The sequence below is a fragment of the Microbacterium sp. NPDC096154 genome, from assembly GCF_040302945.1.
In the GTDB taxonomy this organism is placed as follows: Bacteria; Actinomycetota; Actinomycetes; order Actinomycetales; family Microbacteriaceae; genus Microbacterium.
In genome coordinates this window covers 25972-47590 of the sequence record NZ_JBEOSM010000004.1, presented here as the reverse complement: position 1 = coordinate 47590, position 21619 = coordinate 25972, and the positions used below count along the sequence as shown (strand labels likewise).

Annotated in this window: 15 protein-coding genes and 1 riboswitch; of the genes, 9 read left to right on the top strand and 6 right to left on the bottom strand. The window is 71.7% G+C overall.

Translation table 11 applies throughout. The annotated features are described in order from the left end of the window. Nucleotides 1–176 precede the first annotated feature (176 nt). Together ABTW64_RS06800 and ABTW64_RS06795 are read left to right on the top strand one after the other, a co-directional pair. Nucleotides 177–1904, top strand: a complete 1728-nt coding sequence (locus ABTW64_RS06800; protein WP_350620618.1) for an ABC transporter ATP-binding protein — start codon at nt 177–179, stop codon at nt 1902–1904. Then, nucleotides 1901–3970, top strand: coding sequence for an ABC transporter ATP-binding protein (locus tag ABTW64_RS06795; protein ID WP_350620615.1), 2070 nt, complete (start codon nt 1901–1903; stop codon nt 3968–3970). Before ABTW64_RS06800 ends, ABTW64_RS06795 begins: the two co-directional genes overlap by 4 nt. Before the next feature lie 105 nt (nt 3971–4075). Here the strand turns inward: ABTW64_RS06795 and ABTW64_RS06790 are convergent, their stop codons facing one another. After that, nucleotides 4076–5872 carry a D-alanyl-D-alanine carboxypeptidase family protein gene (locus tag ABTW64_RS06790; protein ID WP_350620612.1) on the bottom strand — a complete coding sequence of 599 codons (1797 nt, stop codon included), beginning with the start codon at nt 5870–5872 and terminating at the stop codon, nt 4076–4078. An 80-nt stretch (nt 5873–5952) separates the two neighbouring features. After that, nucleotides 5953–6062: riboswitch (TPP riboswitch) on the top strand. Here ABTW64_RS06790 and ABTW64_RS06785 point away from each other — a divergent pair. From ABTW64_RS06785 to ABTW64_RS06775, 3 genes are all read left to right on the top strand, one after another. Continuing rightward, complete coding sequence (locus ABTW64_RS06785) at nt 6054–6686, top strand: ECF transporter S component (RefSeq protein WP_350620610.1); 633 nt, start codon at nt 6054–6056, stop codon at nt 6684–6686. (Overlaps the previous riboswitch by 9 nt.) Nucleotide 6687: 1 nt before the next feature. Beyond that, nucleotides 6688–8241 (top strand): ABC transporter ATP-binding protein, encoded by a 1554-nt coding sequence (locus tag ABTW64_RS06780; protein WP_350620608.1) that lies wholly within the window; start codon nt 6688–6690, stop codon nt 8239–8241. 50 nt (nt 8242–8291) lie between these two features. Then, nucleotides 8292–9029 carry an energy-coupling factor transporter transmembrane component T family protein gene (locus ABTW64_RS06775; protein ID WP_350620606.1) on the top strand — a complete coding sequence of 246 codons (738 nt, stop codon included), beginning with the start codon at nt 8292–8294 and terminating at the stop codon, nt 9027–9029. 33 nt (nt 9030–9062) lie between these two features. On the opposite strand, the gene ABTW64_RS06770 is transcribed toward ABTW64_RS06775, so the two are convergent. The 3 genes from ABTW64_RS06770 to ABTW64_RS06760 all read right to left on the bottom strand — a co-directional run bounded on the left by ABTW64_RS06770 (nt 9063) and on the right by ABTW64_RS06760 (nt 12179). Further along, nucleotides 9063–9590: a nitroreductase family deazaflavin-dependent oxidoreductase gene (locus ABTW64_RS06770; RefSeq protein ID WP_350620604.1), complete on the bottom strand. Its 528-nt coding sequence runs from the start codon at nt 9588–9590 to the stop codon at nt 9063–9065. A 52-nt stretch (nt 9591–9642) separates the two neighbouring features. Next, nucleotides 9643–10923 carry an Nramp family divalent metal transporter gene (locus tag ABTW64_RS06765; protein WP_350620602.1) on the bottom strand — a complete coding sequence of 427 codons (1281 nt, stop codon included), beginning with the start codon at nt 10921–10923 and terminating at the stop codon, nt 9643–9645. Between the two features lie 230 nt (nt 10924–11153). Then, nucleotides 11154–12179: a TIGR03617 family F420-dependent LLM class oxidoreductase gene (locus ABTW64_RS06760; RefSeq protein ID WP_350620600.1), complete on the bottom strand. Its 1026-nt coding sequence runs from the start codon at nt 12177–12179 to the stop codon at nt 11154–11156. 256 nt (nt 12180–12435) lie between these two features. On the opposite strand from ABTW64_RS06760, the gene rlmN reads away from it, so the two are divergent. The 3 genes from rlmN (at nt 12436) to ABTW64_RS06745 (ending at nt 15948) form a co-directional block, all read left to right on the top strand. Continuing rightward, the gene (gene rlmN / locus ABTW64_RS06755; protein WP_350620598.1) at nt 12436–13674 is read left to right on the top strand and encodes a dual-specificity RNA methyltransferase RlmN; all 1239 of its coding nucleotides are present in this window, start codon (nt 12436–12438) and stop codon (nt 13672–13674) included. Nucleotides 13675–13866: 192 nt separating this feature from the next. Next, nucleotides 13867–14880: an aldo/keto reductase family protein gene (locus tag ABTW64_RS06750; RefSeq protein WP_350620596.1), complete on the top strand. Its 1014-nt coding sequence runs from the start codon at nt 13867–13869 to the stop codon at nt 14878–14880. A gap of 153 nt (nt 14881–15033) precedes the next feature. Then, nucleotides 15034–15948, top strand: a complete 915-nt coding sequence (locus tag ABTW64_RS06745) for a cytochrome b/b6 domain-containing protein (protein ID WP_350620594.1) — start codon at nt 15034–15036, stop codon at nt 15946–15948. Between the two features lie 33 nt (nt 15949–15981). On the opposite strand, the gene ABTW64_RS06740 is transcribed toward ABTW64_RS06745, so the two are convergent. Together ABTW64_RS06740 and ABTW64_RS06735 are read right to left on the bottom strand one after the other, a co-directional pair. Beyond that, nucleotides 15982–16434 carry a hypothetical protein gene (locus ABTW64_RS06740; protein ID WP_350620592.1) on the bottom strand — a complete coding sequence of 151 codons (453 nt, stop codon included), beginning with the start codon at nt 16432–16434 and terminating at the stop codon, nt 15982–15984. A 97-nt stretch (nt 16435–16531) separates the two neighbouring features. Next, a complete protein-coding gene (locus ABTW64_RS06735; protein WP_350620590.1) occupies nt 16532–20272 on the bottom strand; it encodes a choice-of-anchor I family protein in 3741 nt (1246 codons plus the stop codon). Between the two features lie 236 nt (nt 20273–20508). Between ABTW64_RS06735 and ABTW64_RS06730 the strand changes: the two genes are divergently transcribed. Continuing rightward, a complete protein-coding gene (locus ABTW64_RS06730) occupies nt 20509–21291 on the top strand; it encodes an enoyl-CoA hydratase-related protein (RefSeq protein WP_350620588.1) in 783 nt (260 codons plus the stop codon). Nucleotides 21292–21619 lie beyond the last annotated feature (328 nt).

Here is a 21619-nt window from a genome sequence, read left to right as displayed (position 1 = left end):
TCTTTCTCCCGGCGACCGGCCGTTTCCGCGCGCGGGGAGTTGCGCCCTGAGCGGACACCGGTGCGCCGCGCTGGAGGGATGTCGGAGGCCGGTGGCAGAGTCGATGCGTCCTCGCGCGCGCCCGCGCGAAGGATGTCCCGCTCGTCCCGCGGGCCAGTTCTGTCTGTGGAGGCTCCGTGCTCGGCAAGCTCCTGTTCCGATATCTCTGGCGATACAAATGGCTGCTGGCCGGCGTGCTGGTGTTCCAGTTCGCGTCGGCGCTCGCCGCGCTGTATCTGCCGTCGCTCAACGCCGACATCATCGATCGAGGCGTCGCCAACGGCGACACCGGGTTCATCGTGCGCACGGGGCTCGTCATGCTGGCCGTCTCGCTCGGCCAGATCGTCGCCTCGATCCTCGCCACCGCGTGCGCCGCGCGGTCGGCGATGGCGGCCGGTCGCGACATCCGCCGCGACGTGTTCACCAAGGTCAGCTCGTTCTCCGAGCGCGAGGTGTCGCAGTTCGGATCGGGATCGCTCATCACCCGCAACACGAACGACGTGCAGCAGATCCAGATGCTCGCGATGATGGGCGCGACCATGCTGGTGCAGGCGCCCATGCTGGCGATCGGCGGCATCATCATGGCGGTGCGTCAGGATGTCGGCCTCAGCTGGATCATCGGCGTCGCCGTGCCCGTGCTGCTGGTGGTGGCGGGTCTCATCATCGCCCGCATGGTGCCGCTCTTCCGCAGCATGCAGGCGAAGCTCGACGCGGTGAACCGCATCCTGCGCGAGCAGCTCACCGGTGTCCGGGTCGTGCGCGCCTTCGTGCGGGAGCGGATCGAGGAGGAGCGCTTCCGCGGCGCGAACGACGACATCACGCTCGTGGGGCGCAAGGTCGGATCGCTCTTCGTGCTGCTGTTCCCGCTCGTGATGCTCGTGCTGAACGTCACGGTCGTGGCCGTGGTGTGGTTCGGCGCCTTCGAGGTGAACGACGGCAACACCCAGATCGGAACGCTGTTCGCCTTCATGCAGTACGTCGGTCAGATCCTGGGCGGCGTCATGATGGCCACCTTCATGACGATCATGATCCCGCGCGCGGCGGTCTCGGCCGATCGCGTGGCCGAGGTGCTGGCCGTCGACAGCTCGCTGCAGCGGCCCGCCCGGCCCGTGACGACCATGCCGCGACCGGGAGCGATCGCGCTCGAGGACGTGTCGTTCACCTACCCCGGCGCCGACGAGCCGGTGATCCAGGGCGTAAGCGTCCGCGCCGAGCCGGGCGAGACCGTCGCCATCATCGGATCGACCGGAGCCGGCAAGACGACCCTGATCAACCTCATCCCGCGCCTGTTCGACGCGACGTCGGGTCGCGTCATGGTGCACGGCGTCGATGTGCGCGAGGCCGACCTGGAGACGCTGTGGGCCGGCATCGGGCTCGTGCCGCAGCGGCCGTACCTCTTCACCGGCACGATCGCCTCGAACCTCCGCTTCGGACGCGAGGAGGCGACCGACGACGAGCTGTGGCACGCCCTCGAGATCGCGCAGGCGGCCGACTTCGTGCGCGAGAAGCCGAAGGGCCTGGATGAGCCGATCGTGCAGGGCGGCACCAATGTGTCCGGCGGCCAGCGTCAGCGCCTGGCGATCGCGCGGGCCATCGTGAGCCGGCCCGACGTCCTCGTGTTCGACGACTCGTTCTCGGCGCTCGACCTCACCACCGACGCACGCCTGCGGCAGGCGCTGTGGCGGGAGCTGCCGCACATCACGAAGATCGTCGTGGCGCAGCGCGTGTCGACCATCACGGATGCCGACCGCATCCTCGTGCTCGAGGACGGCCGCGTGGCCGGCATCGGCACGCACGACGAGCTCCTCGCGAGCAGTGAGACGTACCGCGAGATCGTCGACTCGCAGCTGGGAGTGCAGGCATGAGCGGCGTGGACGAGACGACGCAGGACGAGCAGGCCCGCATCGAGGCGGAGCTCGCCGAGAAGGCGCGGCAGGACGGCGGCGGCTGGGATGCGCCGCCTCCCGGCAAGCCGAAGGCGTTCGGCACCAGCTTCGTGCGCTTCATCGGGCTGCTCGGCCCGTACAAGTGGGTGTTCGGCCTGGTGATGCTGCTCGGCGCCGTGGGCGTCGTGCTCTCGATCATCGCGCCGAAGGTGCTGGGCGAGGCGACGAACATCGTGTTCGAGGGATTCATGTCCTCGCAGTTCCCGGCCGGCACCACCCAGGAGCAGGCCGTCGAGGGCCTGCGTGCGGCGGGGCAGGGCGATCTGGCGAACACGGTCGCCGCCATGCAGCACTTCCAGGCCGGCGCGGGGGTCGACTTCGCCGCCTTGAGCGTCGTCATCCGCTGGGTGCTCGCGCTGTACGTGGTCTCGTCGCTGCTGCAGTGGCTGCAGGGGTACGTGATCAACGTGATCATGGTCAAGACCATGTGGCGCGTGCGCGAGCGGGTCGAGGCGAAGATCAACCGCCTGCCGCTGTCGTACTTCGACAAGGTGCAGCGCGGCGACCTGATCTCGCGCGTCACGAACGACATCGACAACATGACCAACACGCTGCAGCAGTCGCTGTCGGGTGCGGTCACATCGATCCTGACCGTGGTCGGCGTGCTGATCATGATGTTCTCGATCTCGTGGCAGCTCGCTCTGGTCGCGCTCGTCGCGCTGCCGCTCATGGCGGTCATCTTCGGCGTCATCGGGCCGCGCTCGCAGAAGGCGTTCCAGGCCCAGTGGGGCAAGGTCGGGCGGCTCAACGCCCGGGTCGAGGAGGCGTTCTCGGGCCACGCGCTCGTCAAGGTCTACGGTCGGGAGAAGGCCAACGAGGAGGGCTTCGACGGCGAGAACCAGGAGCTGTTCGAGGCGGCCTTCAAGGCGCAGTTCTTCTCGGGCCTGATGATGCCGGGCGTCCAGTTCATCGGATCGCTCACGTACGCCGGCATCGCGGTGCTGGGCGGCGTGATGGTCGCCAGCGGCCAGCTGCGCATCGGCGACGTGCAGGCGTTCGTGCAGTACTCGCAGCAGTTCACCCAGCCGCTCATGGAGCTCGGCGGCATGACCAGCGCCGTCATGTCGGGCACGGCCTCGGCCGAGCGCGTGTTCGAGCTGCTCGATGAGGACGAGCAGGAGCCCGACGCCGACGACGCCCCCGCGGCGCCCGAGGGCCGCGGCGTGATCGAGTTCCGCAACGTGTCGTTCTCGTACACGCCCGAGCAGCCGCTGATCCGCGACCTGTCGTTCCGCGTGGAGCCCGGGCAGACCGTCGCCATCGTCGGTCCGACCGGCGCGGGCAAGACGACCCTGGTCAACCTCATCATGCGGTTCTACGAGCTCGACGGCGGCGCCATCCTGCTCGACGGCCAGGACACCTCGCAGATGACCCGCCACGACGTGCGCGAGCGCGCGGGCATGGTGCTGCAGGACCCGTGGCTGTTCTCGGGAACCATCCGCGAGAACATCCGGTACGGCCGCCAGACCGCCACCGACGACGAGGTCGTCGAGGCCGCCAAGGCCACGTATGTCGACCGGTTCGTGCACACCCTGCCCGAGGGTTACGACACCGTGCTCGAGGAGGACGCCGCCAACGTGTCGGCCGGCGAGCGTCAGCTGATCACGATCGCGCGCGCGTTCGTGTCGCAGCCGAGCGTGCTGATCCTGGATGAGGCCACCAGCTCGGTCGACACCCGCACCGAGCAGCTGCTGCAGCACGCCATGGCGGCGTTGCGTGAGGGGCGCACGTCGTTCGTGATCGCGCACCGCCTGTCGACCATCCGCGACGCCGACCTCATCCTGGTGATGGAGCATGGCGACATCGTCGAGCAGGGCACGCACGACGACCTGATCGCCCGCGAGGGCGCCTACTGGCGCCTCTACCAGTCGCAGTTCGAGCACGCGGCCGTCGATCTCGACGCGCAGGCCGCCATCGAGGCGGCGGCCGACCCGGAGGCCGACGACGTCGCCGCCGCGGCGGGGGCTCCGGGCGACCCGGTCTGACCCCGCCCACCGCACCGATCAGGAGATCTGCACCGTTCAGGACCACCGGACCCCGGATGATCCTGAGCCGTGCGGATCTCCTGAATCGTGCAGGGACCGGCCGGGTTACTGCAGGCCGAGGAGGTCGAGGGGGTGGGTGAGGCGCCAGCCGAGGCTGGGGCCCTCCATGCCGCCCTTGAGCACGAGCGGCACGCTGGCCGAGTCGAAGGGGCCCGTGGCCGTGAGCTCACCGACCTCGGTGCCCGAGGTCTGGCCGACCTCGACGTCGTACTCCGACTCGACCGACGGGATGCCGCCGTCCCACAGCACGACCTGCGCGTCCTCGCCGGTCACGACCTCGGCGGGCTCGCCCCATTCGGTCGTGATCGATGCGACTGTCGTGCCCTCTGCCACGGTGGGCGTGGGCTGCAGCGACTGCTCGACCTCGTCGAGCAGCTGCCGGCTGACGCTCGCGCGCATGTCGGCGTCGGGCTGTCCGAGCACGGCGGCGTACACGCGCACCGTGGTCTGGCCGAGCGTGATGTCCTTGGCCGTCAACAGGTTCCACGACTCGATCCACCACTCCGAGAGCGTGCCGGTCTTGATGCCGACCACACCCGCGTCGCCGATGAGCGGGTTGCTGTTCTTCACGACGCCCGCGCCCGGCAGCTCGGTCTCCGGCATCGCCACGATCTCGGCCACGACCGGATGCGCCAGGGCCAGGCTCGCGAGCTTGACGAGCGCGGCGGGGGTGGCGGTGTTGTCGGGGTCGATGCCGCTGGCGTCGACCATCGTGATGTCGCTGAGGCCGTGCGCCGCCAGCCACTCGGGCACCCCCAGCACGAACGCGTCCTTCGACCCCCACAGGTCGGTGGTGAGGCGGTCGATGTAGTTGTTGGCCGAGCCGATCAGGATGCCCTCGAGCATCTGACGCTGCGTGAGCTCTCCGTCGATCGGCACATCCAGGGCCGACTCGTTCTGGTACCGGTACTGCCAGTACAGCTGGTTGTCCTCGACCGTGAAGGGGTAGGAGGGGCCGGTCTCGCCGACGGCGAGCGGCGCCTTGTCGAGGATCATCAGCACGGTCACGACCTTGGCGATGCTCGCCATGGGCACGCTCTCGGTGTTCAGCGCGGCGATCGTGCCGAGACCCTCGGCGCCGACGGCGGCGGTGCCCTCTGCGGGCCACGTGAGACCGAGCGGGCGGCCCGCGGCGGGCTGAACGGCGGCCTCCGAGACCGTCGGGGCGACGGCGCCCAGCGGCCACAGCGCGCAGCCGACAACGTACGCCAGCGCCAGGCCGCCCGCAGTCAGCAGGGGGGCGGCGACGGAGGTGCGCCGGGTGCGCGCGGGCGGCAGCAGGCCGGCCGTGGCGGGAACGTGCGGCGCCGCCGAGAACGACGCGGGCGCGGGGCTCGCCTGGACGGCTGCGGGATCGACCCACGCTAGCGCGGCCGTGCGCGGCTGCGCCGGATCGACCGCTGCGGCGAGGTCGAGAGCGCTGCGTCCGGCCTCACGGCGTGCGCGGCGGCTCTCGGACTCGGGGGTGGGAGGCTCGGGCGTCGGGTCGATGTCCTCGGCCGACAGCGCGCGGCGCGTAGCGCGGCGCTCGAGCGCGATGAGCTCCGCGACGTCGAGGGCCTGCGTCGGACCCAGATCGTCCTCGTCCCCGGTCAGGTCGGCGCGGCGCGTCAGGTCTGTCCGACCCTCGCCGGTGCCGTCCTCTCCGGCGGCGTGCCCCTCGGTGCCGTGCTCTTCGAGGCCGGTGGAGTCATCCGGATCCTGCGGCTGAAGGCTCATGTCGACGGCCACCTCCGGCACATCGTGGGGCGGGACATCCGTGGCGACCGTGCCGACGGGGGCCTCCGGCGCGGACGCGAGGATTGGATCGCGCCGGTCGGGGAGGAGGTCGTCGGTTGCCACGCGCCTACGGTACCGGGCGATCCCGGGAGAACCCGGACATGGGGCGTTGAGCGCAGGGCACGTCGGAGTCGTAGAATCGCCTCACACACCACGGGAGTCCGGCGAGCCGGGCTGAGAGGAAGCGAACCGCGCTTCGACCGTCGAACCTGATCCGGATCATGCCGGCGCAGGGAGGAGAGAGATGAACACGTCTACGTCCGCACGCCCTGAGGCGTCCACCGCCCGCGGAGCCCGCCGCCTCACCTGGCGCGTCGTCGACATCGTCGTCGCCAGCGTGATCGGCGTCGCCTGCGCCGTGATCTTCCTGATCTGGAACGTCGGCTACGAGGCGCCCGGCGCGCTGCTCGGCGCCGCGCTGCCGGGTCTGGGCGGCCTCATGGCAGGGCCCTGGCTGATCGCCGGCGTGCTCGGCGGGCTGATCATCCGCAAGCCGGGTGCGGCCCTGTACGCCGAGCTGCTGGCGGCGGTGATCTCGGCGCTGATCGGCAACAGCTGGGGACCGCTCACCATCGTCTCGGGCCTCGTGCAGGGCCTCGGCGCCGAGCTGATCTTCGCGGCCTTCCTGTACGCGTCGTTCCGGCTGCCCGTCGCGGTGCTCGCGGGCGCGCTCGCCGGTGTCGCGTGCGGCATCAACGACCTCGTGCTCTGGTACGCCGGCGCCGACGCGCTGTTCTCGACGGTCTACGTGATCTCGACCACGGTGTCGGGCGCGCTCGTGGCGGGCCTCGGCGGCTGGGCGATCGCGCGCGGCCTCGCCGCGACGGGAGCGCTCAACCGCTTCGCGGCCGGGCGGGCCGCGGCCAAGCGCGTCTGACGTGACGGCGTCGGCCGCGCCGGCCCCCGCCGCCGTCGAGGCGCGCGGCTGGGGCTGGCGCTACGCGACCCGCCGTGCGTGGGCGGCCCGCGGGCTCGACCTGTCGATCGCGCCGGGTGAGCGGGTGCTGCTGCTGGGCGGCAGCGGATCCGGCAAGTCGACGCTGCTGCACGCGCTCGCGGGCGTGCTGGGGGGCGACGAGGAGGGCGAGCAGCAGGGATCGCTGCGCCTCGACGGCGTCGCGCCGCACGCCGCGCGCGGCCGCGCGGGACTCGTGCAGCAGGATCCGGATGCCCAGGCCGTGCTGGCCCGCGTCGGTGACGACGTGGCGTTCGGATGCGAGAACCTGGGCGTGCCGCGCGCCGAGATCTGGCCCCGGGTGCGCGAGGCTCTCGACCTCGTGGGCCTGCACGTGCCGCTCGACCGCTCCACCTCGGCGCTGTCGGGCGGCCAGAAGCAGCGGCTGGCGCTGGCGGGTGCCCTCGCTATGCGTCCGGGGCTGCTGCTGCTCGACGAGCCCACCGCCAATCTCGACCCGGCGGGCGCGCGCTCGGTGCGCGACGCCGTCGGCCGGGTGCTCGATCGCACGGGCGCGACGCTCGTGGTCGTGGAGCACCGCATCGACGTGTGGCTGCCGCTGATCGACCGGATCGTGGTGCTCGGCTCCGCCGTGGCCGCATCCGGAGGCGACGGAGCGGGGGGCTCCGGCGTCATCGCCGACGGCACTCCGCACGAGGTGCTGGACGTCCAGGGCGCGGCGCTGGCCGCGACGGGCGTCTGGGTGCCCGGCATCCTGCCGCCCCATCCCGTCGCTCCCACGTCGCCGCCGGGCGCCACGCTCCTGTCGGCGCGGGCGCTCGAGGTGGCCCGTGTCGCTGGCCGCCCCGTGGCGGGCCCACTCGACGAGCGGGTGCGCGAGGGGGAGGTGCTCGGCGTCATCGGCGCGAACGGCGCGGGCAAGTCGACGCTCGGGCGCACGCTCGCGGGGCTCCTGCCGCCCGCGGCGGGTGTCGTCGAGGCGGTACCCGAGCTGGCGGCGGGCGCGGGGTCGGCGCCCATCCGGTGGTCGTCACGCCAGCTGCTGACCCGCATCGGCACGGTGCTGCAGTCGCCGGATCACCAGCTGCTGGCCACGACGGTGCGGCGCGAGCTCGAGGTCGGGCCGCGGGCCCTGAAACTCCCCGATGCCGAGGTGAGCGCCCGCGTCGACGAGCTGCTCGAGCGGCTGCGCCTCGCGCGCCTCGCCGAGGCCAACCCCCACACGCTGTCCGGCGGCGAGAAGCGGCGGCTCACCGTCGCGGCGATGCTCGCGACACGGCCCCGCGTCGTCGTGCTCGATGAGCCGACGTTCGGACAGGATGCCCGCACGTGGGCCGAGCTCGTCGACATCATCGCGGCGCTGCGCGACGGACGCGCCGACGGCGGCGGGGGACAGCAGCGATCGGCGGTCGTCGCGATCACGCACGACGCCGACGTGCTCACGGCGCTGCACGCGCGCGTGCGGGAGCTTCCCGGGCGGTCGGCCGGAGCCTCCGACAGCGGGGCACGCGCGTGATCCTGCCGGCACCGAGCTCGCGACCCGGCCCTCTCGCGCGGGTCAATCCCGTGGCCAAACTGGGCGCCGGGCTGCTGATCGCGCTTCCGCTCATCCTGTCGGTCGACTGGGTGTCGGCCCTGACCGCGCTCCTGCTGGAGGTGCCGCTGCTGCTGCTCGCCGGGCTCGGCTGGCGCGAGTTCTGGTGGCGCACGGCGCCCGTGTGGATCGCCGCGCCGCTCACCGGCGTCACGATCGCGCTCTACGGCCAGGCGAGCGGGGCCGTGCTGTTCGAGTGGCTGTTCATCCGTGTCAGCGAGGGCTCGCTCGAGCTCGCGGCGGCGGCGACGCTGCGCATCCTCGCGATCGCGCTGCCCGGCGTCGCGCTGTTCGCGACCGTGGATCCGACCGACCTGGCCGACGGGCTGTCACAGCGCGTGCGCCTGCCCGCGCGCTTCGTGCTGGGGGCGCTCGGCGGTCTGCGCCTCGTCGGCCTGCTCGTGGACGATTGGCGCGAGCTCGCGGTCGCGCGCCGCGCGCGTGGCGTCGCCGACACCGGGCGGCTGCGACGCCTGTTCGGCATGGCGTTCGCACTGATCGTGCTGGCGATCCGCCGCGGCTCGACCCTGGCGACGTCGATGGAGGCCCGCGGCTTCGGGGCGCCGACGAGGCGCACCTGGGCGCGCGTGTCCCCGTGGGGCGCACGCGAGTGGGTGCTGCTCCTGGCGGGCGCCGCCATCTCGGCCGCGGCCGTCGCGGTCTCGATCGCCACCGGCGCGTGGAACCTCATCCTGGGCGGCACGATCTAGCGACCGGTGGCTCGAACCGACGGCGAGGACCGGTCATCGTGCCCGGGCCGCCAGCCGTCCAGCCTGCAGCTCGCGCACGAGTCGCAGCCGGAACAGTCGCACCTGGCGACCGGCGTCGCGCTCGTACGCGCGGTAGCCCGGCCACTGGCGCTCGATGCGCAGCCAGGCCGCCTCGCGGGCATCCGGATCGGTGTCGATCCGAGTCGCCTGCACCGCATATCGCCGGCCGCGCACCGTGATCTCGGCGTCGGGATGCGCGAGCAGGTTGTGCGTCCATCCGGGATGGCTGCCGCGCGCGAAGTTGGTGCCCGCGACGATGGCGCTGCCCGCTCCGTCGGGGGTGTACATCAGCTCGCTCGCTCGCGGCTCGCCCGACTTCGCCCCCACGGTGTGCAACGTGAGAGAGGGCACGAGCAGCCCCGAGACCTGCACGCGCCCGCCGGTCAGGCGCCGCGTAAGGCGCTCGGCCATCGGCAGCGCGCGCGGCCCGAGCCACCGGAACGCGCGCGTGCGCGTGAGCGGCGCGAGCAGCGACCGCACCCATCCCACGACGCGTGACATGGTGCGATCCTCCCGCTCGGCGGGCTGCCGGTCCAGAGCCCGCGCGCCGGGCTCAGCCGCCGAGCACGCCCGCGATGGCGTTCCAGGCCTGGTAGACGCCCAGCACGATGAACAGCAGGGCCGTGATGCCGAGCGCCACGTTGAGGTACCACTTATTGCGGTACTCGCGCGGCACGCGGTCGGTGTTCAGGATCGGCAGCAGCGTGATCGCCAGGAACGGCATGAACAGCGCTCCGAGGAACCCGTACAGCAGCACCAGGAAGATCGGCTGGTCGAACAGCAGCAGCAGCATCGGCGGGAACGACAGCCACAGCACGTAGACCTTGAACCACTTGCCGCCCGCCTTCGAGTCGGGGTGATCCGACCCCTTCCCGGTGACGTTGCCCATGAAGTCGGCGAACATCAGCGAGACGCCGTTCCAGACACCCAGCACCGATGAGAAGCCCGCGGCCCAGAAGCCGACGAGGAACCAGACGCCGATGAAGTCGCCGTAGCGGTCGCGCAGCACGCCGTCGAGCTCGAGCAGGCCCTGGTCGCCGGCGGCCAGGGAGACCCCCGCGGCGCGTACGACCTCCGCGCCCACGATGAGCATCGAGATGACGAAGATGCCCGTCATGACGTACGCCATGGTGTTGTCGATGCGCATCACGCGCAGGAAGCGGGGCTTGTCCCAGCCCTTCTCGCGCAGCCAGTAGCCGTAGGCCGCGAGCGTGATGGTGCCGCCGACGCCGCCCGCCAGCGCCAGGGTGTTGAAGACGCCGCCCTCGGGGATCATCGGCACGAGGCCCGCGATCGTGTCGAGGAAGTTCGGGGCCGCGATGACGGCCAGGATGACGATGGTCACGAACATCAGGCCGACCAGCGCCGCCGTGACCCGCTCGAAGACCTTGTATCGGCTGAACCAGATCATGACGAACGCGACGATGCCGGTGAGCACGGCCCATGGCCACACCTGCGCGCCGAAGCTGCCCTCCGGGAAGAGCGCCGCGATCGGCAGGGCAGTCGAGCTGATCGCCGAGGCGGCGTAGACGAGGCCCCAGATCACGATGTACGGCGCGAAGTACCAGACCGGCCAGCGTCCCAGCGAGCGCCAGCCCTCGAAGATCGTCCTGCCCGTCGCGACTGTGTAGCGGCCCGCGCCCTCGACGAGCACGATCTTCAAGATGACGCCCAGCACGACGGCCCACAGCAGTCCGTAGCCGTAGTTCGACCCGGCCACGAGGGTGGCCACCATATCGGCCGACCCCACACCCGTCGCGGCGACCACCAGGCCAGGGCCGATCACTCGCCAGCGGGGAGTCTCGCTCGTCTCGGTGGTCTGCTGCGCGCTCATCCGTCCTCCTCGATCGGGGTGATGGCCCGACCCTAACGGCGGCGACGGACATCGCGGGGGAGCGATGGGCAAGAGTCCACAGATCCGCCCGGCGGGCGTTCGGCCGGCCGGGCGTCCGACCCGCCGGGCGTCCGACCCGCCGGGCGTCCGACCCGCCGGGCGACGGACCCGCGGGGCGACGGACCCGCGGGGCGACGGACCCGCGGGCGCGGAACCGTCTCCCGGGCGGCTCAGCGAGCGAGTGCGGCGACGTCCTCGGGCGTGGCCGTGTCGGGCGCGTTGACGCAGACGGTGTCGGCCAGGTCGCCGTATCTCTCGCGCAGCCGCTCCCGCACCTCGCTCGGCGTGCCCGAGACGGCGAACGCGTCGAGCATCTCGTCGCTCACGAGCCCCGCCATCTCCCGCCACTCGCCGCGGCGCGACGCGTCGTGCATCCTGTCGGCCGTCTCGGCCCAGCCGTGCAGCTCCATCACCGCGCGGTAGGCGGGAGTCGAGCCGTAGAACGCGATCTGCTGGCGCACGGCGGCCTCCTGGGCGGCGCGGGCGGCGGCATCCTGCGCCACGACGACGAACGGCAGCAGGATGAGCTTGACCGGCTCGGTCAGCTCGGAGCGCGCGCGTCCGGCCGCCAGAGCGGGCAGGCTCACCTCGGTGAGGTACTCGCGCGTCGTGAAGGCGTGTGCGACGAATCCGTCGGCCGCCTCGCCCGCGAGCCGCGTCATGGCCGGCCCCACGCCGGCGAGCCAGATGGGCGGGTTGCCGTACGGGTTCGGACCCGGGTCGAACACGGGCGACATCAGCGTGTGGCGGTAGTGCTCGCCGCGCACCTCGAGCTTCTCCCCGGTCTCCCACGCGCGCCAGATCGCGCGCACCGCACCGATGAACTCGCGCATGCGCGGCACGGGCGCCGACCACGGCATCGAGAAGCGCTTCTCGATGTGTGCCTGCACCTGCGAGCCCAGGCCCAGCGCGAAGCGGCCCTCGGCCGCGAGCTGCACGTCGTTCGCGGCCACGGCGACCGTCATGGGATTGCGGGCGAACGCGACGGCGATCGCGGTCGATACCCGGACGTCGCGCCCCGCGCGCCGCGCCTCGCGGGCCGCCAGCGCGCAGGCGATGAAGGGGTCGTGCTGCGTCTCGGCCAGCTGCAGGCCGCTGAAGCCGGCCTCCGCGGCGAACCGTGCGGCCCGCTCTGCGCCCTCGGGGCTGGCATCGCGTGTGCCGATCTCGATGTGGAACTCCGTCGTCTCGCTCACGCGGCCATTCTGCCGGTCGGTCGCGTGCCCGCCCACATCCGCTGTCGCATCCTGCCGACCGTGCCCCGCCTGGCCGGCTCGGATTCGGAGAAATCCACGGATTCGGATCATCCGGTCTCGTCCGATCCGGAGATGCGCAGATCTCCGCATCCGTGGCGACGTCGCATCCCTGGTTCGCCGCCGCGGGCGCGGCGGATCTCTCCAAGCAGGACGACGCACCAGCGCTCTCGCAGGCGCCTCCCCTAACCTGAAACGCATGACCGACACGCCTGCGCGCCCCGCGAACACGCCCGTCCGCAGCACGGGCGCCCGTCAGGTGCGCCCCCAGACCGAGGGATGGCAGCAGGCCAAGGACGAGTCCGGTCGCCCGCTGCTGCAGTTCGCGAGCCCCAAGCGCGGCAAGCCGCCCGTGCACCTGGCCGACCTCACGCCCGAGGCGAGGGTCGAGAAGATGAAGGAGCTGGGTCTGCCGGGCTTCCGCGCGAAGCAGATCGCGAAGCACTACTTCCAGCACTGGACGAGCGACCCCGCCGACATGACCGACCTGCCGGCCGCCGGCCGCGAGGAGCTGGTCGCGGGCATGCTGCCGAACCTGCTCACCGAGGTGCGGCGCCTGGAGACCGACAAGGGCGACACCATCAAGTTCCTGTGGCGTCTGCACGACGGTGCGCTGGTCGAGTCGGTGCTGATGCGCTACCCGGGCCGCATCACGCTGTGCGTGTCGTCGCAGGCCGGATGCGGCATGAACTGCCCGTTCTGCGCCACGGGCCAGGCGGGACTGACGCGCAACATGTCGTCGGCCGAGATCATCGAGCAGATCGTGCGCGCCAACCGCGCGATCGCCAATGGCGAGCTGGGCCGCCGCGAGCACCCCGACGAGCGCGTCACGAACATCGTCTTCATGGGCATGGGCGAGCCGCTGGCCAACTACGCCCGGGTGATGCACGCCGTGCGCACGATGGTCGACAAGAAGGACGGCCTCGGGATGAGCGCGCGCGGCATCACGATCTCGACCGTCGGGCTGGCACCGGCCATCCGCAAGCTGGCGGATGAGGACATCCCGGTGACGTTCGCGCTGTCGCTGCACGCGCCGGACGACGAGCTGCGCGACGAGCTGATCCCGGTGAACTCGCGCTGGAAGGTCGACGAGGTGCTCGACGCCGCGCGCGGCTACTTCGACAAGACCGGGCGCCGCGTGTCGATCGAGTACGCGCTGATCCGGGACATGAACGACCACCCGTGGCGCGCAGACCTGCTGGCCGACAAGCTCAATGCCCGCGGGCGCGGCTGGGTGCACGTCAACCCGATCCCGCTGAACCCGACCCCCGGATCGGTGTGGGACGCGTCCGAGCGCTCGGTGCAGCAGGAGTTCGTGCGCCGCCTCAACGACGCGGGCGTCCCCACCACCATCCGCGACACCCGCGGCAAGGAGATCGACGGTGCCTGCGGCCAGCTGGTCGCCACCGAAGAGGACAAGGCCGCGGCGGCGCTCTGAGCCGCGAACCCCGTCGTCCCACTGCACACCAATTTTCGTGTGTACTCGGCGACCCGCGAGTGCACACGAATATTGGTGTGTACTCGGCGACCCGCGAGTGCACACGAAAATTGGTGTGCACTCGGGTGAGACGCCGCAGGGCGCGTCGTCGTGAGCCGCCCCGCCCCTGCCCCGCGCCGATAGCGTGGGGGCATGGTCAACTATCGCTACCTCGGCAACAGCGGCTTCAAGGTCTCGGAGATCACCTACGGCAACTGGGTGACCCATGCGTCGCAGGTCGAGAACGACGCCGCGATCGCCACGGTGCACGCCGCGCTCGACGCCGGCATCACCACGTTCGACACGGCCGACACCTACGCCAACACGGCGGCCGAGGAGGTGCTCGCCGAGGCGCTGAAGGGCCAGCGCCGCGAGGGCCTGGAGATCTTCACGAAGGTCTACTTCCCGATCGGCCCGAAGGGACCGAACGACCACGGACTGTCGCGCAAGCACATCATGGACGGCATCCACGGATCGCTGCGCCGCCTGAACGTCGAGTACGTCGACCTGTACCAGGCGCACCGCTACGACCACGAGACGCCGCTCGAGGAGACGATGCAGGCGTTCGCCGACATCGTGCGCCAGGGCAAGGCGCTCTACATCGGCGTCTCCGAGTGGACCGCCGAGCAGCTGCGCGACGGCCACGCTCTCGCGAAGCAGCTGGGCTTCCAGCTGGTCTCGAACCAGCCGCAGTACTCGATGCTGCACCGCGTGATCGAGGGCAAGGTCATCCCGGCCTCCGAGGAGCTCGGGATCTCGCAGATCGTGTGGTCGCCCATGGCGCAGGGTGTGCTGAGCGGCAAGTACCTGCCCGGCCAGCCGGTGCCCGCCGGCAGCCGCGCGACCGATGAGAAGAGCGGTGCGGCGTTCATCCAGCGCTTCATGAACGACGAGACGCTCACCGCCGTGCAGAAGCTCAAGCCGATCGCCGAGCAGGCGGGCCTCACGATGCCGCAGCTGGCCATCGCATGGGTGCTGCAGAACCCCAACGTGGCCGCGGCCCTCGTGGGCGCTTCGCGCCCCGAGCAGCTCGCCGACACGGTCAAGGCGTCGGGCGTGAAGCTGGAGCCCGAGGTCATGACGGCGATCGACGAGGCGCTGTCGGGCGTGGTGAACGACGACCCCGAGCAGACGTACTCGGTGTCGCCGAAGACCCGGCTCGTCTGACCCTCCTCGCCACAACGCAGGACCTCCTGCGGCTCGGCGGCGTGTCGCCGTCGTCCCGCGGCGCGGCATGCCCGAGCCCTCGGGAGTTCCTGCGTTGGGCGGGAGGGCCCGGCCTCGCACCCTCCTCCCGGCGATCCTTGGCATGATCTACTGGTGACCCCTGCCCGCATCCCGACGCCGCTGCGCGTCGTCTACGGGCTCTTCGCGGTCGCGGCCCTCGCGCTCGCCGCGTTCACCCTCGTGTTCTTCACCCGGTGGATCGCGTCGCTCGAACCGGTCGCCGCGTTCCTCGCCGCCTACCCGGGTGCCGCGCCGATGCCCGAGGGGCAGGGGATCGGCATCCCGGGCTGGCTGTCGTGGAGCCACTTCCTCAACGCGTTCTTCCTGCTGCTGATCATCCGGTCGGGCATCCGCATCCGCGGCGAGAAGACCCCTGGCGGACTGTGGACGTCGCGGCGCGTCAAGAAGCGCCGGATGAGCCTGACGATGTGGTTCCACATCGCGGTCGACGTGCTCTGGATGCTCAACGGGCTCGCGTTCGTCGTGCTGCTGTTCGCGACGGGGCACTGGGTGCGCATCGTGCCGACCAGCTGGGACGTGTTCCCGAACGCGCTGTCGGCGCTCATCCAGTACCTGTCGCTCGACTGGCCGACGCACAGCGGCTGGACCGGCTACAACGGCCTGCAGCAGCTGCTCTACTTCGCGATCGTGTTCGTGGCGTCGCCGCTGGCCATCCTGTCGGGAGCACGCCTCAGCGCCTTCTGGCCGCGCGGCGATTCACGCCTGAACCGGGCTTTTCCGTTCGAGCTGGCGAAGGCCGTTCACTTCCCGGTGATGCTGTTCTTCGTCGGATTCGCGATCGTGCACGTGGGGCTGGTGCTGGCCACGGGCGCGCTGCGCAACCTCAACACCATGTACGCCGGGCAGGATGCGGTCAACTGGACCGGGTTCTGGATCTTCGTGGCCTCGCTGCTCGTCATGGCCGCCGGATGGATTGCCGCCCGCGACCGCGTGATCGCTCCTATCGCCCGGGTGTTCGGCGACGTGCGCATGCGCGGCGGGCGCTGACCGGGCGGTGACCCGGGCCCGTCGGGGCGCCGGCTATTCGACCGTGAACTTCACGGCTTCGGACGACACATGCAGGTTGTCGCCGGCACCGACCTTGGCGTCGCCGGCCCTGGCGTCCTCCGGCACCGTGAACGTGCCCTCGAGCGAACCGTCTTCGCCCACGCGCGCCTCGCCGAGCACCTTCTGGCCGCCGCCCTGCGTCCAGAACAGCCGCACCAGGGTCACGGGATCGGCCCCCGAGGGGCCGGACGACGCGGCGATGCTGTCCTCGCAGACGACATAGCCGTCGCCGCTGACCTCGATGGTGTCGCCCGGGGCGCCCCGCGTGGGCTCGAGCGTGAGGCTGGCTGCTTCGCAGGCCTGGGCCGAGGCGCCGTCCTGCGGTGACGAGCCGTCCACCGCCGCGTCGGATGGCTCCGACGACGCGCCGCATCCTGCCAGCAGCAGGGCGAGCAGGGGAACGGTGATGAGCGCGGAGCGGAGCATGGCGATCACGACGCTACAGAATCATCCGGGATGCGCACAGCAAGGCCCCGCCGAGGGACGACGGGGCCTTGCTGTCCGGATCAGCGGCTGGGGCCGCTCACCGGATGTCCGCGGTGACCGCCCGTCGCCGGAGGATCATCAGCACACCGCCCGTCAGGATGAGCCCCAAGGCCGCGAGGGCGACACCCCAGGGCGACTCGGCGCCGGTCGCCGCCAGGCCGCCGGCGGCGATGACGGTGAGATCGGCCGTGACGGGGTCGAGCCCGTCCGAGGTGATCTCGAGCGTGTGCGGGCCGACCTCGAAGTCGGCCGGGATGGCGATCTCGAACGCGATCGATCCGTTCGCGTCGGCGGCGGGCAGGCCCTCCACCACGATCGGGTCGCTGTGCAGCGTGGCACCGACCCGCTGGCCGGGCTCCAGGCCGGTGAGACGCACGCCGAGCGTGTCGCCCTGCTCGACCGCGGTGCTGCTGAGCGTGATCGTGACCCAGGCCTGCTCATCCAGCTCCTCCGTCGGGGTGGGCGACGGGGCCGGCTCGTCACCGGTCCACACCACGGCTCGTCCCAGCGGGGCGGGGTCGACCAGGTCGCGCGAGGCGAAGTAGTCGACCGTGGCCGACAGGTCGATCAGGCCGGTGTCGGCGGTGCCACGGCCCTCCGCGAGCGTCGCGAAGCCGTCGCCGCCGGCGGCGAGGAACGAGTTCGTCACGATGAGCAGCTCATCCGTCGGCTCGATCTCCTCGCCGAGGTACGACATCGAGATGATGTGCTCCCCGGGCTCCGCGTCCTCGACGTACTCGTACGCGAAGCCGTCGGAGACGCCGAGGTGCAGCTTGGGTCGCTCCGCGCCAGGCTGCCACTGCTCCTCGAGCACCTGCTCGAGCTGCTCGCCCGTGAGCGCCAGCGTGACGAGCGTGTTGCCGAACGGCTGGACCGCGGCGACATCCGCGTAGGTGACGGTGCCGTCACCCTTGAAGAGCAGGTCGTCGCGCAGTCCGCCGGGATTCATCAGGGCGATCTGCGCCGGCTCGGCGCCGCCGTAGTTCTCGTACTCCGACGCCGCCCAGAGGTAGACGTCGGCGACCAGGTTGCCCATGGCCGACTCCACCCCGCGGTCGGAGCCCGCAGGGCTGCCGCCGCGCAGGATGTCGCCCGAGATCCTGCCGACCGGCTGCGATCCGAGCACCTCGGCCTCGGCCTCGGCCGCCGCCACGATGTCCGCGACCGTGGGATCGGCCGGGAAGTTGGCGACGGGCTCGTCGCCCGAGTCGTCGACGAGGTCGACCGTGGATCCGTCGATCGAGATCAGCTCGTTCGTCTCCGAGTCGACCACGATGTCCAGGGCGCCGAGCGTCGTGCCGTACTGGTGCGCCTGGATGACCGGACGCCCGCCGATCTCGCAGCCGTACAGCTGGTGCGTGTGGCCCGAGACGATCGCGTCGATGTCATCCGATGCGCCGCGCAGCAGGGCGCCGTACTCGGAGTCCTCCGACGCCATCGCCGCGCAGTCCTCACCGGCCGAGCCGGAGTGGGTCAGCAGCACGATCACGTCGGCCTCTCCCGAGGCCGTCAGCTCGGCGGCGACGCGGTTCGCGGCCTCCAGCTGGTCGCCGAACTCGATGTCGGCGATGCCCGCGGGGCTCACGAGCGTGGTGGTGTCCGACGTGACGGTGCCGATGAAGCCGACCGTGACGCCGCCCACCTCGCGGATGGCGTACTCCTGCAGGGCCGGATCCGTCGTGCCCTTCCTGTAGACGTTCGCACCGAGGGCGAAGTCGCCGCCGGGCAGGCCCGTCTTCTCCTCGTAGCGCGGGAGGACGCGGCCGGTCAGGTCGGAGAAGCCCTGGTCGAACTCGTGGTTGCCCACGGCGCTCACATCGAGCCCGCCCGCGGACAGGGCGTCGATCGTCGGGTTGTCGTCGGCGATGAACGACGTGAACGTCGAGGCGCCGATGTTGTCGCCCGCCGACGCGAACAGCGTGTTCGGGTTCTCGTCGCGGTAGTGCGCGACGGCACCGGCGAGCACCGCGGCGCCCGCCTCGTCGCCGTTCGCCGAGACGCGGCCATGGAAGTCGTTGATCGTCAGCACGGAAACCTCGGTGGTGCCGTCGTCGATCGTCCAGAGGGTCGTCGATCCGGTGATCTCGTTGCCCACCGCGAGCATCGGCTTGCCCGTGGGCGAGTCGGCGGCCGGGATGAAGTCGAGACCCTCGGGGCCCAGGTCGCCCGCTGCGTTCACAGTGTCGGCGATCTCAGCGTCGCTCGCACCGGCGTCCTGGAGCTGCTCGACGGCCTCGCCGAGGTTCACGTCCCAGTTGCGGTTGTCGACGTACGACACGTAGCGGGGCGCAACGGGCTCGGTGATGTCGTAGACCATCACGCCGCTCAGGCGCTCGAGGCCGATGAACGCGTACGTGCGGTCGTTCACCTGGCCGATGGCGAGGTTCTCGGGCTCGACGCCCTTGGCGTCGCTGCGGCTCTCGGCCTCGTTGTCGTCGTGGCCGGCGTTGAACACCACGCCGTCGAGCTGCGAGGTGATGTCCTCGAACGCCGAGCCCGAGTCGAACACGAGCTGGCCATCGGGCGTCCACACCGAGAACGACCGGCCGCCGTACGTGTACAGCTCGTCGTAGCACTCGCCGTCGAAGCCGTCTTCGATCGAGACGTCGAGGCGCCCGAGCGCGGCGTCGTCGGCGTATGCCGCGATGCTGTCGCAGAGGGGGCCCTGGCCGTCGGCGGCGAGGTCCTTCACGCGCGCTGCGTCGACGTAGGCGCCCCACTCGCGCACATCGCCTTCGTTCGCGGTGACGAGGAACGTCTGCCCGTTCGCCTCGTAGGCGGCGATGCCGTCGGGCATGTACATGCCCTTGAGGCCCGGGTACCGGGCGATGTTCACGCTGGGCGCATCGCGGGGATCGCGATCCGACGCGTCGATGCCCACGGTGCCGTAGTCCTTGGTGCCGAGCGGCAGGATGTCCGTCACGGTCGCGGAGGGCAGGTCGACGACCGCGATCGAGTTGGCCTCCTGCAGCGTGGCGTAGGCGGTGGTGCCGGAGACGGTCACGTACTCGGGCTCGAGGTTGCGCGACACGGGCAGGTCGGTGCCGTGCGGTGCCGGGCCGAAGACACGCACGCCATCCGGCAGCGCGGCGCCCTCGAACGCGTGGAAGTCGGCGGTGGCCACGGCCGACTGGCCAGCGGCGGCCACGGTGTCGGGCAGCGCGATGACGCTGAGGGATCCCTCGGGGTCGGTCGAGAAGTCGTCGGCCGGCTCTCCCTCGTTGGCCACGACCGCGTACGCGCCATCGGGCGAGACGGTGACCATGTCGGGCAGCGCGCCGACCGTCACCGTGCCCAGCACGGCGGCCTCGGCGGTGTCGGCGTTCGCGTCGAAGAACAGCACGCGGCCGGGAGCCGTCTTGTCGGCGGCGTCCTCGAGCGCGACCACGCCCAGCCCGTCGTCACGGATCGCGACCGAGTTGGCCACCGCGCCATCGGCGCCCAGCTCGAACAGCTCGGCGAGGTTGGCGGGATCGCTCATGTCGATCACGAACACGGTGCCGGCCGCGGCGTTGACCGAGAAGAGGCGGTCGCCGTGCGACTGCACGATCTCGGAGGCGCCCTGGTCGAACAGACCCGTCTCGAACGTGCCGGTCGGGGTGAGGGTGAAGGGCGCGTCGCCCGCGGCGTCGGAGACACGGTCGTCGACGATGGCGCCGTGCGCGGCGAGCGGCACGAGCGCCAGCGCGCACGCCGTCGCCGCGGTGGCCGCGCCGGCGAGCAGGCGGGCGGCGCCACGGCGGCCGGGCAGCGCCCGGCGGCTGAGGGGTGAAGGCATGGGATCCTCTTGGGTCAGAAGGGTGGGGGAAGCGCCGCGGGCGGGCGCCCTTCCAGTCCTAGGCCCGCCAGGTTGCGGGCGGGTGAACGCCACATCACGGACCCGTGGCGAGCGGCGCGCCGCCGACACCGGCGGTGCAGCGGCCGCGCGCGCCAGCCGGCCCGGCGTCATCCTGCGGCGCCGTCCGGGCCGTCGCGATCCGGCATGCTGGGACGAGCACCATGCGAGGAGGCAGGATGACCGACAGCACGTACGAGACGATCCGCACCGAGGTGCGGGGGCGCGTGGCATGGATCACGCTTGACCGGCCCCAGGCGCTCAACGCGCTCAACGGGCAGGTGATGCGCGACATCGTCGCCGCGGCGACCGCGTTCGACGCCGACGAGGGCATCGGCGCCATCGTCGTGACCGGGTCGGAGCGCGCGTTCGCCGCGGGCGCTGACATCAAGGAGATGGAAGGCCTGAACGGCCGAGACGTCGCGGTGGGCGATCGGTTCCAGGGCTGGCAGACGTTCGCGGACGTCCGGACGCCCGTGGTCGCCGCGGTGGCGGGGTACGCGCTTGGCGGCGGCTGCGAGCTCGCGATGATGTGCGACATCATCCTGGCGGCCGAGACGGCGAAGTTCGGTCAGCCCGAGATCACGCTGGGCGTCATCCCCGGCATGGGAGGAACGCAGCGCCTGCTGCGCGCCGTGGGCTACTACAAGGCCGCCGAACTGGTGCTGTCGGGCCGGATGATCGACGCCGCCGAGGCCGAGCGCATCGGCCTGGTGTCGCGTATCGTGCCGGCGGACGAACTGCTCGCCGAGGCCGAGAAGCTCGCCGCGACGATCGCCGAGAAGCCCCTGCCGGCGCTCTACGCGGCCAAGGCCGCGCTCGACGCCGCCCTCGAGTCTCCGCTGCGCGAGGGACTGCGCCTCGAGAAGCACCTGTTCGCGTCCATGTTCGACACCGAGGACCAGAAGGAGGGCATGGCGGCCTTCCGCGAGAAGCGCGCGCCCGAGTTCCGTCACCGCTGAGGGGCAGCCGGCGGGGGCGCGGCCGGGCGTGGAGCGGCCGGGGCGTGGAGCGGCGGGCGGGGCGTGGCGCGCGGCCGGGCGTGGCGGGGCCCGGCTCGGGGTGTGGGGCGGCGGCCGGGCGTGGAGCGGCCGGGGCGTGGGGCGGCGGCCGGGCGTGTGGGCGGCCGGGCGTGTGGGCGGCCGGGCGTGTGGGCGGCCGGGCGTGGGGCGGCGGCCGGGCGTGGCGGGGCCCGGCTCGGGGTGTGGGGCGGACCGGGGTTCGGCGCTCTGGCGTCCTCACCCTGCGCTGACTAGCCCCGGGCGCAGTCGCTAGCGTCGCCGACGGCAG

What these genes read in the sequence shown, in the direction of transcription:
- ABTW64_RS06795 (WP_350620615.1), top strand. Translation starts at nt 1,901, where the DNA reads ATGAGCGGCGTGGACGAGACGACGCAGGACGAGCAGGCCCGCATCGAG.
- ABTW64_RS06785 (WP_350620610.1), top strand. Translation starts at nt 6,054, where the DNA reads ATGAACACGTCTACGTCCGCACGCCCTGAGGCGTCCACCGCCCGCGGA.
- ABTW64_RS06770 (WP_350620604.1), bottom strand. Translation starts at nt 9,590, where the DNA reads ATGTCACGCGTCGTGGGATGGGTGCGGTCGCTGCTCGCGCCGCTCACG.
- ABTW64_RS06765 (WP_350620602.1), bottom strand. Translation starts at nt 10,923, where the DNA reads ATGAGCGCGCAGCAGACCACCGAGACGAGCGAGACTCCCCGCTGGCGA.
- rlmN (WP_350620598.1), top strand. Translation starts at nt 12,436, where the DNA reads ATGACCGACACGCCTGCGCGCCCCGCGAACACGCCCGTCCGCAGCACG.
- ABTW64_RS06750 (WP_350620596.1), top strand. Translation starts at nt 13,867, where the DNA reads ATGGTCAACTATCGCTACCTCGGCAACAGCGGCTTCAAGGTCTCGGAG.
- ABTW64_RS06740 (WP_350620592.1), bottom strand. Translation starts at nt 16,434, where the DNA reads ATGCTCCGCTCCGCGCTCATCACCGTTCCCCTGCTCGCCCTGCTGCTG.
- ABTW64_RS06735 (WP_350620590.1), bottom strand. Translation starts at nt 20,272, where the DNA reads ATGCCTTCACCCCTCAGCCGCCGGGCGCTGCCCGGCCGCCGTGGCGCC.
- ABTW64_RS06730 (WP_350620588.1), top strand. Translation starts at nt 20,509, where the DNA reads ATGACCGACAGCACGTACGAGACGATCCGCACCGAGGTGCGGGGGCGC.